The sequence below is a fragment of the Pseudomonas sp. Irchel s3b6 genome (assembly GCF_900187415.1).
Taxonomy (GTDB): Bacteria; Pseudomonadota; Gammaproteobacteria; order Pseudomonadales; family Pseudomonadaceae; genus Aquipseudomonas.
Map to the genome: position 1 here is coordinate 371,451 of NZ_FYDM01000001.1, position 15,792 is coordinate 387,242.

The window sequence follows — 15,792 nt, forward strand, 5'->3', positions numbered from 1 at the left end:
TAGACCGGTAGAATCGCGGCGTTTTTTCATGATCGGGACCAGGGACATGTCGTATCGCGTATTCATCAGCCTCGTTGTGCTGTTTATCAGCACGGGCGCCACAGCACAGGGAGCGGTGCCGGCGATCTCCTATACCCGCGATATCCAGCCGATCTTCACGGAAAAATGCGTGGCGTGCCATGCCTGCTACGACGCCGCCTGTCAGCTCAATCTGGGCAGTGGCGAGGGCGCGGCACGGGGGGCGAGCAAGACGCCGGTCTACGCCGGTGATCGCAGCAAGGCGTCGGACCCGACCCGCCTGTACTATGACGCGTTTGGCAAGGCCGCCTGGCAGCGCAAGGACTTCTATTCGGTACTCGATGCCCAGGGCAGTCAGGCCGGGCTGATGGCGCGCATGCTGGAACTGGGGCACCAGACCCCCTTGCAGCCCAACGCCAAGCTGCCGGAAGACATCGTTCTGGGCCTGAACCGGGCCAACCTGTGTTCGCAGACCGGCGAATTCGACGGCTATGCCAAAGAGTACCCGAAAGAGGGCATGCCCCTGGCCGTGACCGGCTTGACCAGCCAGCAGTACCAGACCCTGCAACGCTGGCTGGCCTCGGGTGCGCCCATCGATGAACAAGGGCTGGCGCCCAGCACGCGGGAAGCCTTGCAGATCGTGCAATGGGAAAACTTGCTCAACGCCCCGGGTGCCCGCGAAAGCCTGGTGGCGCGCTGGCTGTTCGAGCACCTGTTCCTCGCGCACCTGTATTTCAAGGAGGGCGAGCAGGGGCATTTCTTCCAGTGGGTACGTTCGCGTACGCCGACCGGCCAGCCCATCGACCTGATCAACAGCCGCCGCCCCAACGACGATCCGGGTACCCAGGTGTATTACCGCCTGTGGCCGGTGCAAGGGGTGATCGTGCACAAGACCCACATCACCTACCCACTGAGCCCGGCGAGAATGGCTCGGATCAAGAGCCTGTTCTATAGCGGCAACTGGCAGGTCGACGCCTTGCCCGGTTACGGGCCGGAGCGCCGTGCCAATCCGTTCCAGACGTTCCAGGCGATCCCGGCGCAAGCGCGTTATCAGTTTATGCTCGATAACGCCGAGTACTTTGTGCGCACCTTTATTCGCGGGCCGGTGTGCCGCGGACAGATCGCAACCGATGTGATCCGCGATCAATTCTGGGCCTTGTTCCAGGCCCCCGAGCATGATCTGTACATCGTCGATCCGAACTATCAGGCGCAAGCCACGCCATTGCTGGCCATGCCCGGTCAGAACGACGACGTGGGCAGCGTGCTGAGCCTGTGGCACGCCTACCGCGACAAACGCAACGAGTACGAAGCCCTGCGCCGCGACAACTACGCCGATTCACCTGCGCCCAGCTGGTCGAGCTTGTGGGCGGGCAATGACAACGCCTTGCTGAGCATCTTCCGCCATTTCGACAGCGCCTCGGTGACCAAGGGCCTGATCGGCGACGTGCCGCAAACGATGTGGCTGTTCGATTTCCCCCTGCTGGAACGCACCTATTACCAGTTGGCGGTGAATTTCGATGTGTTCGGCAATGTCTCCCATCAGGCGCAGACCCGACTGTATTTCGACCTGATCCGCAATGGCGCCGAGCAGAACTTCCTGCGCCTGATGCCGGCTGATTCGCGCGACGGTTACCTGGACGACTGGTACCAGAACAGTGGCAAGGTCAAGATGTGGCTGGATTACGAAAGCATCGACGACGACACGCCGACGGCCTTGAAGCTCGATGACAAGGACCCTAAGCGCGACTTTGCCAATCAATTGCTGGCCCGCTATGGCGACCTGAACGCTCGACCCGACCCGATCAACCGCTGCAACGGTGCCTACTGCTCACGGCCCAACATCGACCCGGCCCTGCAGCGTGCCGAGCAGGCGTTGAGCCGCCTGACATCGCGCCCGGCAGCTGGCCTCAAGGTCATCGATCTGCTACCGGAGGCGACCATGCTGCGCATTGAAACCGCCAGCGGCAAGCGCGAGGTCTACAGCCTGCTGCGCAACCGCGCCCACAGCAACGTTGCATTCATGGTCGGCGAAGCGCTGCGCTATCAGCCGGGGCTGGACACGCTGACCCTCTATCCCGGGGTACTCAGCAGCTACCCCAACTTCATGTTCAACATTCCGGCCCGGGAAGTACCGGAGTTCGTCGAAGATATGGAATACGCCAAGGATACCCAGCGCTTCGAGAGAATCGTCGGGCGCTGGGGGATTCGTCGCAGTCACCCGCTGTTCTGGGTGTATTTCCATGACTTGAGCCGCTACATCCACGAAACCGACCCGGTGGAAGAGGGCGTGCTGGACATGAACCGCTTCGAAAACCTCTGACCGGCCTTTGATCAGGGGAACCCGGGGGCGCTTGCTTTCGCAGGAAGGCAGCGCTTCTTTCCCGACAGAAATACTAGGACTTTGTCCGGCACGATGATTGGCGTAAACTGCGCCCAAGCCTGCGAGGAATTTCCATGACCGCCATTACCATTACCGACGCCGCCCACGATTATCTGGCTGATCTGCTCTCCAAGCAGAACACCCCGGGGATCGGCATTCGGGTCTTTATCACCCAGCCTGGCACTCAATACGCCGAAACCTGCATTGCGTACTGCAAGCCGGGCGAAGAAAAACCTGAAGACACCGCGCTGGGGCTCAAGAGCTTCACCGCGTACATCGATCACTTCAGCGAAGCCTTCCTGGACGACGCCGTGGTCGACTACGCCACGGACCGCATGGGCGGCCAACTGACCATCAAGGCGCCAAACGCCAAAGTACCGATGGTCAACGCCGACAGCCCGGTCAACGAGCGCATCAACTACTACCTGCAAACCGAAATCAACCCGGGGCTGGCCAGCCACGGCGGTCAGGTCAGCCTGATCGATGTCGTGGAAGACGGCATCGCCGTGCTGAAGTTCGGTGGCGGCTGCCAGGGCTGCGGCCAGGCCGACGTGACCTTGAAGGAAGGCATCGAGCGCACGCTGCTCGAGCGTATCCCGGAACTCAAGGGTGTACGCGACGTGACCGACCACACGCAGAAAGAAAACGCCTACTACTAAGGTGTTCGCTGCGAGATTGAAAAACGGCGCCCCGTGAGCGCCGTTTTTTTATGGATGACCGGTGACCTGTGGCGAGGGTGATTGATCGTTCCCACGCTCCGCGTCCGCTTTTTGGACGCGGTGTATCGGTTAAGGGCGGTAGAGATGCGCATGCCCGGCGCGATACAACGACGACTCACTGAACGCGTCACTGCCCAGCACCCGACCCACCAGAATCAGCGCCGTACGCCGAAACCCCTTGGCGTTCACCTTGCCGGCGATATCCGTCAGCGTCCCTGTCACCCAATCCTGATCCGGCCAACTGGCCCGGTGAACCACCGCGATCGGACAGTCCGCACCGTAGTGGGGCAGCAGTTCGGCGACGATTTTTTCCAGGTGGTTGACCCCCAGATGTATCGCCATGGTCGCGCCATGCCGGGCCAGGCTGCTGAACTCTTCGCCTGCCGGCATGGCCGTCTTGTCGGCGTAGCGCGTCAGGATCACGCTCTGCGAGATGTCCGGCAGTGTCAGTTCGGCTCCCAGCAGCGCTGCACAGGCCGCGGTGGCGGTGACGCCGGGGATGATCTCGAACGGAATCTGCAGCTCGCGCAGGTAACGGATCTGCTCGCCGATCGCTCCATACAGGCTGGGGTCGCCGGAATGCACGCGGGCCACATCCTGGCCCTGGGCATGGGCAGTCTTGATCAGTTCGATGATCTGCTCCAGGTGCAACTCGGCGCTGTTGACCACCCGGTGCGCCTGATGGCCTTGCAGTACGGCTTCGGGCACCAGTGAGCCGGCATAGATGATCACCGGGCAACTGCGGATCAGCCGCTGGCCCTTGACGGTGATCAGTTCCGGGTCGCCGGGACCTGCGCCAATGAAGTAGACGGTCATGGCCGGCTCCTGAGAAAAAGGGGTCAAGGCAGGCTTCAGATGAAGTTTGCTCATGATCGAAGGGGTGATTATCGGGGGTTTTACGCAGCGCAGGCCAATGCAAAGGTCGCCTGGGCGTATTTCTGTCGGCAGATCAGCAGTCTGGCCGGGGCCTGGGCCAAGTGTTCGGCCAGGGCCAGCGCGGCACTTTCGGCCACGCCATAACAACCGGTGCGCTCAAAGGCGATTTCCGAGTGGTGGCTCAGTTGCGGGTGGTAGCCGGCCAACTGTTCGCTGCTGAAGTATGTCATCGGCAATCCCAGCTGCGCGGCCAACTCGATCAGGCCCGGCTCATCTCGCTTCAGGTCGATGCTGGCCAGGGCCTTGATCGCCTGCAACTGGATGTGATGAGCCTCCAGTGCCTGGTCGAGCAATGCGCGCAGCGTACTCGCCGGGCAGCCACGCTGGCAGCCCAGGCCAACCACCAGGGTCGGCGCTGCGCGGTTTTCACTCATGCGTCGTATTGACCTTCGCTTTTGCGGCGGAACAACCAGGCACTGATCAGGCCAAGGGCCAGCCAGAAGGCCATGTTGGTCAACTGCGAAGCGATTTTGAATTGGGTCTCCAATGCTTCAGGCGCCAGCATCGAGTGTACTTCAGGTTGTGGGGCTCCAATGACATGGGGCACAGCCAGAATCGCGGCACCGAGAACTTTCAGCAGCCAGTTTTTGCCAAACGCGATCAGGGCGATGCCTGCGGCCGTCGAGGCAGCGGTGCCAATCCACCAGATTTGCCGTTGCGCCAGATCGGCAGCGGCGGTGCCCGGCAACTCGGGTGGTAGGCCGAGTGTCGGGGCGAGGACGAACGTCGCATAGCCGGCCAGGCCCCAGAGCAGGCCTTGGGCGGTGCGGCGGGGCGCGCGCAAGGTGTAGAGGCCGGCCAGCATCAGGGCGAAACCAACGGCTACTACCAGATTACCGCCGGTGGTCGACAGCACGCGCTGCCAGCCGTCTTCCGGGGCCCAGGCCTCGGCATCGTGAGTGTGAGCGGCCACGGCGCCTTCGGCGTGTTCATGCACTTCGGTTGCCGGAGCACTTTCGAAGGTTTCGGCCTGAAGAATCAGTGGCGCGACCCAGAAGCTTTGCAGCAGGGTGAGTAGCAGGGCGGCCAGCAGCCCGGTGAAGCCCGCGGTTTGCGCGATTCGCTTGATCATGTCGGCAGGTCTCAATGGCACGGGAAGGCGGCGCTGTGACGGGTATCGTGGGCCGCGTTGTGCACCGCTTCGATGTGCGAGAAGCCGGCGAAGTACACCAGGCACGCGCCCAGGATCGAGGCGCTGACAGCGACAACGAGGCGTTGGCTCAGGGTGGTTGTGGTGCTGGCGGTGGCGTGGCGAGTGCTGCTGATGATCGACATGGCGCTTCCCTCTGGTCAGTCAGGGGTGAATCGAGCGCATGAAAACCCCGCGAGCCGGGCACGCAGAGGCTACAACAGCGCCCGCCCACCGCGGGTTTGTTTTCTATGTGTTGCGGGCCGGTCTCCGGGCTCACGAGGGGTTGGCAATCGCCATACCGGCAAGCATCACCTTCCCATGCCGCTTTGGCACAGTGGATCTGATGCTTCGCTCGCTTACCGTTGCGGGGGCAGCACCGGACTGACATGGCTTGGAGTAAAGCACATGATTCACCGGTTTCCCGTTTCACCCTGTGAAGGGCACCCGTAACAAGGCGTGTAGGAGAGCATGGGCGAGGGATTCGCGTCAATTGGCAAGCGTTCTCAAGCGCGGCCGAACCCTGTGGCGAGGGAGCTTGCTTCCTCGCCACAGTGGATCGCAATCAACCTGTGAACATTGACCCGCCCCCGCACCATGCGTAGCCTTGCGCTTTCGAGGTTCTTCGGCGCATGCGTCGAAGCTAAGAAGGGAACGCGGTCAATGCCGCGGCTGCCCCCGCAACTGTGAACGGTGCTGTTTCTGCCAGGCCACTGCACGCTTGATCCCAAGCGGCGGGAAGGCGCAGAAGCCGCCAGTCGAAAGACCGGCCCACCGTCAGCCAGGAGACCTGCCTCGACACAGATTCTCACTACAACCGGGCGGGGTGATCCGGTGGCGAACTCTTCCCGCGCGCGTCTGCGTTGCCGGTTCTCGTCCCGTATGCCCGCCACCAAAGCCAAAGGGCATCCGATGAAAACACTGGCCAAACTCCCCGTCACCATCGTTACCGGTTTCCTCGGCTCGGGCAAAACCACCTTGCTGCGGCACATGCTCGATAACGCTCAGGGTCGGCGCATCGCGGTGATCGTCAACGAGTTTGGTGAACTGGGCATCGACGGGGAAATCCTCAAGCAGTGCGCCATCGGCTGCACCGAGGAAGAGGCCAACGGTCGCGTGTATGAACTGGCCAACGGCTGCCTGTGCTGCACCGTCCAGGAAGAGTTCTTCCCGGTGATGCGCGAGTTGGTGGCCCGTCGCGGCGACCTCGACCACATTCTCATCGAAACCTCGGGCCTGGCCCTGCCAAAGCCGCTGGTCCAAGCCTTCCAGTGGCCGGAAATCCGCAGCGCCTGCACGGTGGACGCCGTGATCACCGTGGTCGACAGCCCGGCCGTGGCCGCCGGCACCTTCGCCGCCTTCCCGGATCAGGTCGACGCTCAGCGCAAACTGGATCCGAACCTGGACCACGAATCGCCGCTGCACGAGCTGTTCGCCGACCAACTGGCCAGCGCCGACCTGGTGATCCTCAACAAGGCCGACCTGATCAAACCCGCCGACCTGGCCCGCGTGCGCCTGGAAGTCGCCGAAGAGCTGCCGCCAGCGGTGAAGATCATCGAGGCCAGCAGCGGTCGCCTGCCGCTGGACGTGCTGATCGGCCTGGGTGCAGGCTCCGAAGAACACATCGACAGCCGCCACAGCCATCACGATCACCATCACGACGGTGATGACCACGACGACCACGATCACGACGCCTTCGATTCAATCTCCATCGAACTGCCGCAAGCCGACGAAAGCCTGCTGCTGGATGCCTTGACCCAACTGGTGGTCCAGCACGGCATCTTGCGGGTCAAGGGTTTCGCAGCGATCCCGAACAAGCCGATGCGATTGCTGATCCAGGGCGTGGGCACCCGTTTCGACAAGCACTTCGACCGCCAGTGGGGCGCCGATGAAGCGCGCACGACGCGCCTGGTGCTGATCGGCCAGGCGCTGGACGCGGCCTTGCTCGAAGCGCAACTGCGCGCCGCGCTCAGCGTTTAACCCATGCACCTGCTCAGGACCCAGCCTGGCGGTTTCGTCGCCGATGACAACATTGCCGACCTGGGCCAGACCCCGGCCGAGCTGGTGATCCTGTGCAGCGGTGATTCCAGCCTGGCACTGCTGGCCGAAGCGGCGCAGCAGCTGCCCGAGGACTACCCGAGCCTGCGCCTGGCCAACCCGATGCAGGTGCAGAATCATGCCTCGGTCGACCTGTATGTCGACCAGGTGCTGTGCCACGCCAAGGTGATTCTGCTCTCGTTGCACGGCGGTATCGCCTATTGGCGCTATGGCATTCAACGGCTGGTGGAACTGTCGCAGCGGGGCGTGCAGCTGATTCTGGTGCCGGGCGACGACCGTCCCGATCCGGAACTCAGCGACCTGAGCAGCGTACCGGTGGCCGACCGCGAGCGGCTTTGGCACTTCCTGCGCCAGGGCGGCAAAGACAACGCCTTGGACCTCTATCGTTGCCTGGCCAGTCGCTGGCTGGGCCGTGATTACCCGTGGGCCGAACCGCAGGTTCTGCCGCGCACCGCGCTCTACCATCCGCACAAGAGCACCGCCACCCTGGGCGATTGGCAAGCCGACTGGCAGGCCGGTCAGCCGGTGGCGGCGGTGCTGTTCTACCGTTCACATTTGCAGGCCGCCAACACTGCCTTCATCGATGTGTTCTGCCAGCGCTTGCAGGTGGCGGGGCTCAACCCGCTGCCGATCGCGCTGGCCAGCCTGAAAGAGCCCGGCTGCCTGACAGTGGTCGAAGACTGGCTGGACGAGGTGCAGGCCGCGGTGATCCTCAACACCACCGGGTTCGCCCAATCCAGTCCTGAAGCGCCGCACCTGCGGCCGTTTCGTCGCAACATCCCGGTGATCCAGGCCATCTGCGCCCAGGACAACGAGCCGGGCTGGCGGGACAGCGAGCAAGGCCTGGGCCCCCGGGACCTGGCCATGCACATCGCCTTGCCGGAACTCGACGGGCGGATCATCAGCCGCCCCATCAGTTTCAAGGACCTGGCCTGGCGCAGCGAGCGCAGCCAGTCGGACGTGGTCTGCTACCGCGCGCAGCCCGAGCGCATGGATTTCGTCGCCGAGCTGGCGCGGCGCTGGGTCGAGCTGGGACGGGTGGCCAATGGGCACAAACACATTGCGCTGATCCTCGCCAACTACCCGACCCGCGATGGACGGATCGGCAACGGGGTAGGGCTGGACACCCCGGCGGCAGCACTGAACATCTTGCGGGCGCTGCACGCCGAAGGCTACCCGCTGCCTGCCGACTTACCGCACAGCGGCACTGAGTTGATCCAGCAGCTGCTTGGCGGCGTCAGCAATGACCTGGAAGCGATCGACCTGCGCCCCTGCCAGCAAAGCCTGGCGCTGGATGACTACCACGCGATGTTCAACGCCTTGCCCGAGGCCAATCGCAACGCCGTGCTGGAACGCTGGGGCCCGCCGCAAAGCGATCCGATGTTCCGCGGTGGGCGCATGATGGTGGCCGGCCTGCGCTTTGGCCTGACCTTTGTCGGCATTCAACCGGCGCGCGGTTATCAGGTTGACCCGAGCGCGGTCTATCACGACCCGGACCTGGTGCCCCCCCATGGCTACCTGGCGTTCTATTTCTGGTTGCGCAAGGCCTACGGCGCCCATGCCCTGATCCATGTGGGCAAGCACGGCAACCTGGAATGGCTGCCGGGCAAGGGGGTGGGGTTGTCCGAAAGCTGCTGGCCGGATGCATTGCTGGGGCCGCTGCCGAATATCTACCCGTTCATCGTCAACGACCCGGGCGAAGGTGCCCAGGCCAAGCGCCGTACCCAGGCGGTGATCATCGATCACTTGATGCCGCCCCTGACCCGTGCCGAAACCTACGGCCCGCTGCGCAATCTGGAACTGTTGGCCGACGAGTATTACGAAGCCCAGCTGCTCGACCCGCGTCGCGCGCGGGAACTGCAACGGGACATCCTCAAGCTGGTGCGTGAAACCCATATCGACCGCGAACTGCAACTGGACGAGCGACTCGACAGCGAGGCGGATGCCGCAATCTGGTTACCGCGCCTGGACACCTATTTGTGCGACCTGAAAGAGTCGCAGATTCGCGATGGCCTGCATGTGTTCGGCGAGTCGCCGGGCGGGCGTCTGCGGATCGACACCTTGTTGGCCTTGCTGCGCATTCCGCGCGGCGACGGGCGGGGGGCGCAGTCGAGTCTGTTGCGCGCCCTGGCCAAGGCCTTCGCCCTGGGTTTTGACCCACTCGATTGCGAGTTGTCCGATCCGTGGACCGGTCCACGGCCGGCTGCCTTGCTGAGCCTGAGCGACGAGGTGTGGCGCACCGCGGGCGATACGCGCGAACGCCTCGAGTGGTTCGCTGCGCAGTTGATCGAACAGGCCCTGGGGGCTGACGTGCTGTCGTTGGATAAACCCGGATGGACGGAGGTCGCTGCAATCATCGACAGCCTGTGCCAGGTGGTCGCGCCGCGTCTGGATGCCTGCGGCCCGGCGGAAATGCGCGGTTTGCTGGATGCCCTGGCGGGGCGGTTTGTCCCGGCCGGCCCCAGCGGTGCCCCGAGTCGCGGGCGCTTGGACGTACTGCCCACCGGTCGCAACTTTTACTCGGTGGACGTGCGCAACCTGCCGACCACCACCGCCTGGCGTATCGGTTTTCAGTCCGCCAGCCTGATTCTCGAGCGGCACCTGCAGGACCACGGCGATCATTTGCGCCAGTTGGGGCTGTCAGTCTGGGGCACGGCGACCATGCGCACCGGGGGCGATGATATCGCCCAGGCGATGGCGCTGATGGGCGTACGCCCGGTGTGGGCCACGGGCAGCCAGCGGGTCGACGATTTCGAAATACTGCCCCTGAGCCTGCTGGACCGGCCACGGGTCGACGTGACCTTGCGGGTGTCCGGGTTCTTCCGCGATGCCTTCGCCAACCTGATCCGGCTGTTCGACGCCGCCGTGCAAGCGGTGGCCGCGCTGGATGAGCCCGACGACATGAATCCGCTGGCAGCCAAGGTGCGCGCCGAGCGTGAAGCCTTGATGGCATCGGGGCTGGCGGCAGCGGATGCTGCGCGGCAGGCCGGTTGGCGCATCTTCGGCGCCAAGCCCGGGGCGTATGGCGCAGGCGTGCAGGGCGCCATCGACGGGCGCTTGTGGCAAAGCCGCGATGATCTGGCCGAGGTCTACCTGAACTGGGGTGGCTACGCCTATGGAGGTGCCGATGAAGGCACGGCTGCCCGCCAGCAGTTTGCTCAGCGTTTGAGCCAGGTCCAGGCGGTATTGCAGAACCAGGACAACCGCGAGCATGACCTGCTCGATTCCAACGATTACTACCAGTTCCAGGGTGGCATGCTTGCCGCCGTGGAAAGCCTGAGCGGTGCAGCGGCGGCGAGTTATCACGGCGATCACAGCCAGCCGGATCTGCCGAAGATCCGCACGCTGAAGGAAGAGCTGAACCGGGTCATCCGTTCCCGTGCCGCCAACCCGAAATGGATCGAAGGGGTCAAGCGCCACGGCTACAAAGGTGCGTTTGAACTGGCGGCCACGGTGGACAATCTGTTCGCCTTCGACGCCACCACACAGCTGATCGACGACCATCAGTATGCCTTGCTGGCCGACGCCTATTTGCTCGATCCCTCGACCCGCGAGTTCGTCCGCCAGCATAATCCCCACGCCCTGCGCGACATGACCGAGCGCCTGCTGGAAGCCCAGCAGCGCGGGATGTGGCAGGAACCGGGCGAGTACCGCGAAGCGCTGGAGAATCTGCTGCTGGATATCGAGGAAGACGGCTAGCGGCAGCGCCCACGCCCACGCCCGCGCACACCTGTGGCATTACCGACCATGAAGAGAAAACCCGACATGACCGACATCCCCCATTTCCCGCTGTCCGCCGTGGTCGGCGCCGATGCCCTGAAACTGGCGCTGTGCCTGACCGCCATCGACCCGAAGATCGGCGGTGTGCTGATCGAAGGGCCGCGAGGCATGGCCAAGTCCACCCTGGCGCGTGGCTTGGCGGATCTGCTGGCCAGTGGGCAGTTCGTCACCTTGCCGTTGGGCGCGACCGAGGAACGCCTGGTCGGCACCCTGGACCTGGACGCGGCGCTGGGCGAGGGCCGGGCACAGTTTTCCCCTGGCGTATTGGCCAAGGCCGACGGCGGCGTGTTGTACGTCGACGAAGTGAATTTGCTGCCCGACCATCTGGTGGACTTGTTGCTCGACGTGGCGGCCAGCGGCACCAACCTGATCGAGCGTGACAGCATTTCCCATCGGCATTCGGCGCGCTTCGTGCTGATCGGCACCATGAACCCGGAAGAAGGCGAGCTGCGTCCGCAATTGCTTGATCGATTCGGCCTGAACGTTGCCCTCAGCGGTCACACCGCGCCCCTTGAACGCGGACAGATCATTCGTCGTCGACTGGATTTTGACAGTGATCCCCAGGGCTTTTGCGCTCAGTGGGAAAGCCCGCAGCAGGCACTGCGTGAACGCTGCCAGCAGGCGCGCATGGCGCTGGCAACGATCCCGCTCGACGACCACGCGCTGGCGCAGATCACCGAGCGTTGTTTCGCCGCCGGGGTCGATGGCTTGCGCGCGGACCTGGTGTGGCTGCGCGCGGCGCGGGCCCATGCTGCGTGGCGGGGGGCGGCGACCATCAGCGAGGTCGACATCGACGCGGTCGCCGAGTTTGCCCTGCGTCATCGGCGTCGCGATACGCCGCCGTCTGCCCCGAGTCAGCATCACTCGCCAGACACCGCCACCGCGCCATTGCCCAATCCTGGTGAAGGTCAGGGGCAGTGGGGTGAAATGCCCGCCCAGGCATTGCCCACCGGTGCTCGTCGTGAAGTGCCGAGCTGGCCAAAAAAGCCTTAGGCATTCGCCCTCGATCTGACGCGGGGGCGAATGCCAGACCCCGGGCAGGGCGATTGAAAAACGGCCGGCAGGGGCAGCGTCGGGCAGCATGCTGTGGTGCGGTGAACTGGCCGGGGACGCTGCTTAACGGTCGGCCGCGTCACTACCAGGATCTGCTGTTTCATCTGCGCAGCCGTGCCCCCCATGAGGTGTGGCTGGTGATCGTCGATGCCTCGGCCTCCACTCGCCGCCATCAGGCGCTGAGCGATGCCAAAGGCCTGTTGGCGCAGTTGTTCGACGACGCTTACCGCCAGCGTGCGCGGTTGGCCTTGTTGACGGCCAGTGGCAGCGCGCCGAAGTGGCAGGTACAAGGCCTGAAGGCCTCGGGCAGTTTGCGCGACTGGCTCCAGACGCTGGGTGCCGGTGGCGGCACGCCGTTGCTGGCCGCGCTGGAACAGGCCGCGCAGTGGTTGGCGCAACGTCAGAAACGCTTCGGGGCCGAGCAGCAGCGGCTATTGCTGTTGACCGACGGACGCCTCAGGCACTGGCCGGCGCTGCCCGTGTTCGACTGCCCGAGCCTGTTGGTCGACATCGAACGCGGCCCCATTCGGCTCGGGCGCGCCAAGGCCCTGGCCTGCGACCTGGATGCCGAGTATCGACACATCGATCAGCCTGACTAGGCACCTGGTGAGTCGGTGATGACCTGGGGCGGGTCGCAGGTTCAACTCTGGTCGATGCAGCCATCGCCAAAGGCCTGATAGCGCAATGTGCGCAACACACCTTGGTGATCCAGATAGGTCAATTCTCGCGGGCCGATGCCGCAGTAGTTGTAGTCGGACGTCGAGATGACTTCGGCGATATCCAGGCGGGTCGAGAAACTGTAGTCCTCCATGATCGGCGGGGTGCCGCTGGCGACGGTGTTGGCGGCAGCCGCGGTGCTCAGGGAGACCAGGGCCAGGGCAAGCAAGGCAGTTTTCATGATGGGGTGCTCGTGGTGGCGACTGAATGATTTCAGTGACCGTACGACGAACCCCGGGGTGGTTTATTCCTCGTGTACGCTCAGAAAACCTCCGCGCATTGATGAACGGCCCAGCGCTCTTTTAGTCGATCAACCGCCCAGCGCCGATTTCGTTCTCGCTCGTGATAAACAGTCGCAACTTTCGCACGTGCCGTTGATGTACCGACAGAACGATTGCGCTGGGATTTTCCCGTTGGGCTGTGGCACACTTCCGTCGTCTGTTCCGCTATTGCATACAGTATTCCGCTATAGCGGAATATGTCGTCAGGTGGCGACGGTGCCACGCTTGGCGAAACCACTGCGCAACGCCCGATTTGATTCTTTTCGAGCAGGAGATACCCATGAGCATTACTCGTTACGGCACCGGCAGCACCGCCGGTGGTGGTCAGCCCCGTCCTTTCGCCCGTGCCGTTGAAGCCGATGGCTGGCTGCATGTGTCCGGCCAGGTGCCGGCGGTGAATGGCGAAATCATTGTCGGTGGCATCGTCGAGCAGACCCACCAGACTATCCGCAACCTGATCGCCATCCTCGAAGAAGCCGGTTACGGTCTTGAAGACGTGGTGCGCACGGGCGTGTGGCTGGAAGACCCGCGGGACTTCTGGAGTTTCAACAAGGTGTTCTCCGAGTACTTCAGCCCCGAGCACGCCCCGGCCCGCGCCTGCGTGCAAGCGAGCATGATGGTCGACTGCAAGGTCGAGATCGACTGCGTTGCCTATAAGAAAAAGGCCTGAAGGCGGGAACTCACTGACATGACCGAAGACACCATCAAGCGTCGGGCTCGCGGCCTGGACCGGGCATTCGACATCCTCGATTTCCTCAAGGAAATCGGCCAGCCACTGCGCCCCAACGATATCGCCAGTGGTATCGGCAGCCCGAAATCCACGGTCTACGAGCTGGTTGCCGCATTGCTGGAGCGACGGATTCTCGAGCCGGTGGGCAAGGAGGGTCATGTCTACCTGGGCCGTCAGTTGTACTTCCTCGGGCAGGCGCACTTGCGCCATTTCGACCTCACCCGCGAGGCCGACCAGGCCTTGCAGGAGATCGTCCGCCAGACCCGGGAGACCGCGCAGATGTGCCTGCTCAACGGGCGTAAATACACCGTGGCATTGATGAAAGAGGGTGAGCGGCACTTTCGTATCTCTTCGGACATCGGCGAGAACGCACCGATCCCGTGGACGGCGTCCGGGCGCCTGTTGCTGGCGCACTTGAGCGACCAGCAAATCATCGACCTGATCGACGAGGACGACTTCATCCTGCCCGATGGCGAACGCCTGCCGCTGGAGCGTTTTCTCGCCGAGATCCGTCAGGCCGGCGCCGAAGGTTTCTTCTCTTTCGACAGCGTCGCCGACACCTTTACCCATTGCTTCGCCGCCCCGGTCAAAGACCCGGGCGGGGTGGCCATTGCAACCCTGTGCATCGTCGCCCCACGGGTCGACGCCAAGAACAATTACCACGACTATCGCCGGGTGCTGATCGACAGCGCGAACAACCTGGCCCGTCGCATCAACGAATAGTGGCGCCGCGCGCGGCTGCCTGTGAGGAGTGATTACATGCCTGGTACCTTGAATATTGCTGTCGTGGAAAAGGGTGCGGCCCAGCCCGGAGCTCATCTGGTGCGTGACGTCAGCCTACCGGCGCTGGTGCTGCACCGCGATGCGCTGGAGCACAACATTCGCTGGATGCAGGCGTTCGTCAGCAACAGCGGTGCGCAACTGGCGCCCCATGGCAAGACCAGCATGACCCCGGCGCTGTTCCGCCGTCAGCTGGACGCGGGCGCCTGGGGGATTACCCTGGCCACGGCCGTGCAGACCCAGGCTGCCTATGCCCATGGCGTACGTCGGGTGTTGATGGCCAACCAGTTGGTGGGCGCGCCGAACATGGCGTTGATCGCCGGATTGCTGGCCGACCCCGCGTTCGAGTTCCATTGCATGGTCGATCACCCGGACAACGTGGCTGACCTCGGGGCCTTCTTCGCCGCAAGCGGCCGGCGCTTGAACGTGATGATCGAGTACGGCGTGGTCGGTGGCCGTTGCGGTTGCCGCAGCGAAGCCGAGGTGCTGGCGCTGGCCGAGGCCATCAAGGCTCAACCGGGCCTGGCACTGACCGGTATCGAAGGGTACGAAGGGGTGATCCACGGTGATCATGCGGTCAGTGGCATCCGTGAGTTCGCCGCTTCCTTGGTGCGCCTGGCGGTACAGTTGCAGGACAGTGGCGCGTTCGCCATTGACACGCCGATCATCACCGCGTCGGGTTCGGCCTGGTACGACCTGATCGCCGAGTCCTTCGAGGCGCAGAATGCCGGTGGACGCTTCCTCAGCGTACTGCGCCCCGGCAGTTATGTGGCCCACGACCATGGCATATATAAAGAGGCGCAGTGCTGCGTGCTGGACCGTCGCAGTGACTTGCACGAAGGCCTGCGTCCGGCGCTGGAAGTCTGGGCCCATGTGCAATCGTTACCGGAGCCGGGCTTTGCGGTGATTGCCCTGGGCAAGCGCGATGTGGCCTATGACGCTGGCCTGCCGGTGCCATTGCTGCGGTATCGGGCGGGCGTGGTGCCGGCGGTGGGCGATGATGTCGGTGCCTGCAAGGTCACGGCGGTGATGGACCAGCACGCGTTCATGAACGTCGCGCCGGGTGTCGAGTTGCGGGTGGGCGACATCATTTCCTTCGGTACGTCACACCCGTGCCTGACCTTCGACAAGTGGCGCACCGGGTTGCTGGTGGATGAGCAGTTGAATGTCATCGAAAGCATGGAAACCTGCTTCTAAGGCGCCGGATCGAG

General features: G+C 63.7%; 14 protein-coding genes and 2 riboswitches. Of the genes, 9 read left to right on the forward strand and 5 right to left on the reverse strand.

Features of this window, described 5'->3' with window-relative positions; genetic code table 11:
* Window positions 1-46 precede the first annotated feature (46 nt).
* Window positions 47-2,338 carry a fatty acid cis/trans isomerase gene (locus CKW07_RS01780; protein WP_095143299.1) on the forward strand — a complete coding sequence of 764 codons (2,292 nt, stop codon included), beginning with the start codon at window positions 47-49 and terminating at the stop codon, window positions 2,336-2,338.
* Window positions 2,339-2,472: 134 nt separating this feature from the next.
* On the forward strand, window positions 2,473-3,057 hold the full coding sequence (gene nfuA, locus CKW07_RS01785; RefSeq protein ID WP_007941757.1) for a Fe-S biogenesis protein NfuA: 585 nt from the start codon (window positions 2,473-2,475) through the stop codon (window positions 3,055-3,057).
* Between the two features lie 129 nt (window positions 3,058-3,186).
* Here nfuA and cobM read toward each other — a convergent pair whose 3' ends face one another.
* The 4 genes from cobM to CKW07_RS01805 all read right to left on the reverse strand — a co-directional run bounded on the left by cobM (window position 3,187) and on the right by CKW07_RS01805 (window position 5,328).
* The gene (gene cobM, locus CKW07_RS01790; protein WP_095143300.1) at window positions 3,187-3,933 is read right to left on the reverse strand and encodes a precorrin-4 C(11)-methyltransferase; all 747 of its coding nucleotides are present in this window, start codon (window positions 3,931-3,933) and stop codon (window positions 3,187-3,189) included.
* Between the two features lie 80 nt (window positions 3,934-4,013).
* Window positions 4,014-4,427 carry a cobalamin biosynthesis protein gene (locus CKW07_RS01795; RefSeq protein ID WP_095079559.1) on the reverse strand — a complete coding sequence of 138 codons (414 nt, stop codon included), beginning with the start codon at window positions 4,425-4,427 and terminating at the stop codon, window positions 4,014-4,016.
* On the reverse strand, window positions 4,424-5,125 hold the full coding sequence (locus CKW07_RS01800; protein ID WP_095143301.1) for a CbtA family protein: 702 nt from the start codon (window positions 5,123-5,125) through the stop codon (window positions 4,424-4,426). Before CKW07_RS01800 ends, CKW07_RS01795 begins: the two co-directional genes overlap by 4 nt.
* 11 nt (window positions 5,126-5,136) lie before the next feature.
* Complete coding sequence (locus tag CKW07_RS01805) at window positions 5,137-5,328, reverse strand: CbtB-domain containing protein (RefSeq protein ID WP_095143302.1); 192 nt, start codon at window positions 5,326-5,328, stop codon at window positions 5,137-5,139.
* Between the two features lie 97 nt (window positions 5,329-5,425).
* A riboswitch (cobalamin riboswitch) is annotated at window positions 5,426-5,648 on the reverse strand.
* Between the two features lie 135 nt (window positions 5,649-5,783).
* A riboswitch (cobalamin riboswitch) is annotated at window positions 5,784-5,995 on the forward strand.
* A 99-nt stretch (window positions 5,996-6,094) separates the two neighbouring features.
* Between CKW07_RS01805 and cobW the strand changes: the two genes are divergently transcribed.
* The 4 genes from cobW (at window position 6,095) to CKW07_RS01825 (ending at window position 12,672) form a co-directional block, all read left to right on the forward strand.
* The gene (gene cobW / locus CKW07_RS01810) at window positions 6,095-7,162 is read left to right on the forward strand and encodes a cobalamin biosynthesis protein CobW (RefSeq protein WP_095143599.1); all 1,068 of its coding nucleotides are present in this window, start codon (window positions 6,095-6,097) and stop codon (window positions 7,160-7,162) included.
* Between the two features lie 3 nt (window positions 7,163-7,165).
* Window positions 7,166-10,939 (forward strand): cobaltochelatase subunit CobN, encoded by a 3,774-nt coding sequence (gene cobN / locus CKW07_RS01815; protein ID WP_095143303.1) that lies wholly within the window; start codon window positions 7,166-7,168, stop codon window positions 10,937-10,939.
* 66 nt (window positions 10,940-11,005) lie between these two features.
* Window positions 11,006-12,013, forward strand: coding sequence for an ATP-binding protein (locus CKW07_RS01820; RefSeq protein ID WP_095143304.1), 1,008 nt, complete (start codon window positions 11,006-11,008; stop codon window positions 12,011-12,013).
* Window positions 12,014-12,066: 53 nt separating this feature from the next.
* Entirely contained in the window at window positions 12,067-12,672 is a 606-nt protein-coding gene (locus tag CKW07_RS01825; protein ID WP_095143305.1) for a VWA domain-containing protein, read from the forward strand.
* A 41-nt stretch (window positions 12,673-12,713) separates the two neighbouring features.
* Here CKW07_RS01825 and CKW07_RS01830 read toward each other — a convergent pair whose 3' ends face one another.
* A complete protein-coding gene (locus CKW07_RS01830; RefSeq protein ID WP_095143306.1) occupies window positions 12,714-12,971 on the reverse strand; it encodes a DUF2790 domain-containing protein in 258 nt (85 codons plus the stop codon).
* A gap of 380 nt (window positions 12,972-13,351) precedes the next feature.
* Between CKW07_RS01830 and CKW07_RS01835 the strand changes: the two genes are divergently transcribed.
* The 3 genes from CKW07_RS01835 to CKW07_RS01845 are packed head-to-tail and all read left to right on the forward strand — an operon-like array spanning window position 13,352 to window position 15,778.
* Window positions 13,352-13,741: a RidA family protein gene (locus tag CKW07_RS01835; RefSeq protein ID WP_095079575.1), complete on the forward strand. Its 390-nt coding sequence runs from the start codon at window positions 13,352-13,354 to the stop codon at window positions 13,739-13,741.
* A gap of 18 nt (window positions 13,742-13,759) precedes the next feature.
* Entirely contained in the window at window positions 13,760-14,524 is a 765-nt protein-coding gene (locus tag CKW07_RS01840) for an IclR family transcriptional regulator (RefSeq protein WP_095143307.1), read from the forward strand.
* Window positions 14,525-14,560: 36 nt separating this feature from the next.
* Complete coding sequence (locus CKW07_RS01845) at window positions 14,561-15,778, forward strand: amino acid deaminase (protein ID WP_095143308.1); 1,218 nt, start codon at window positions 14,561-14,563, stop codon at window positions 15,776-15,778.
* Window positions 15,779-15,792: the final 14 nt, after the last annotated feature.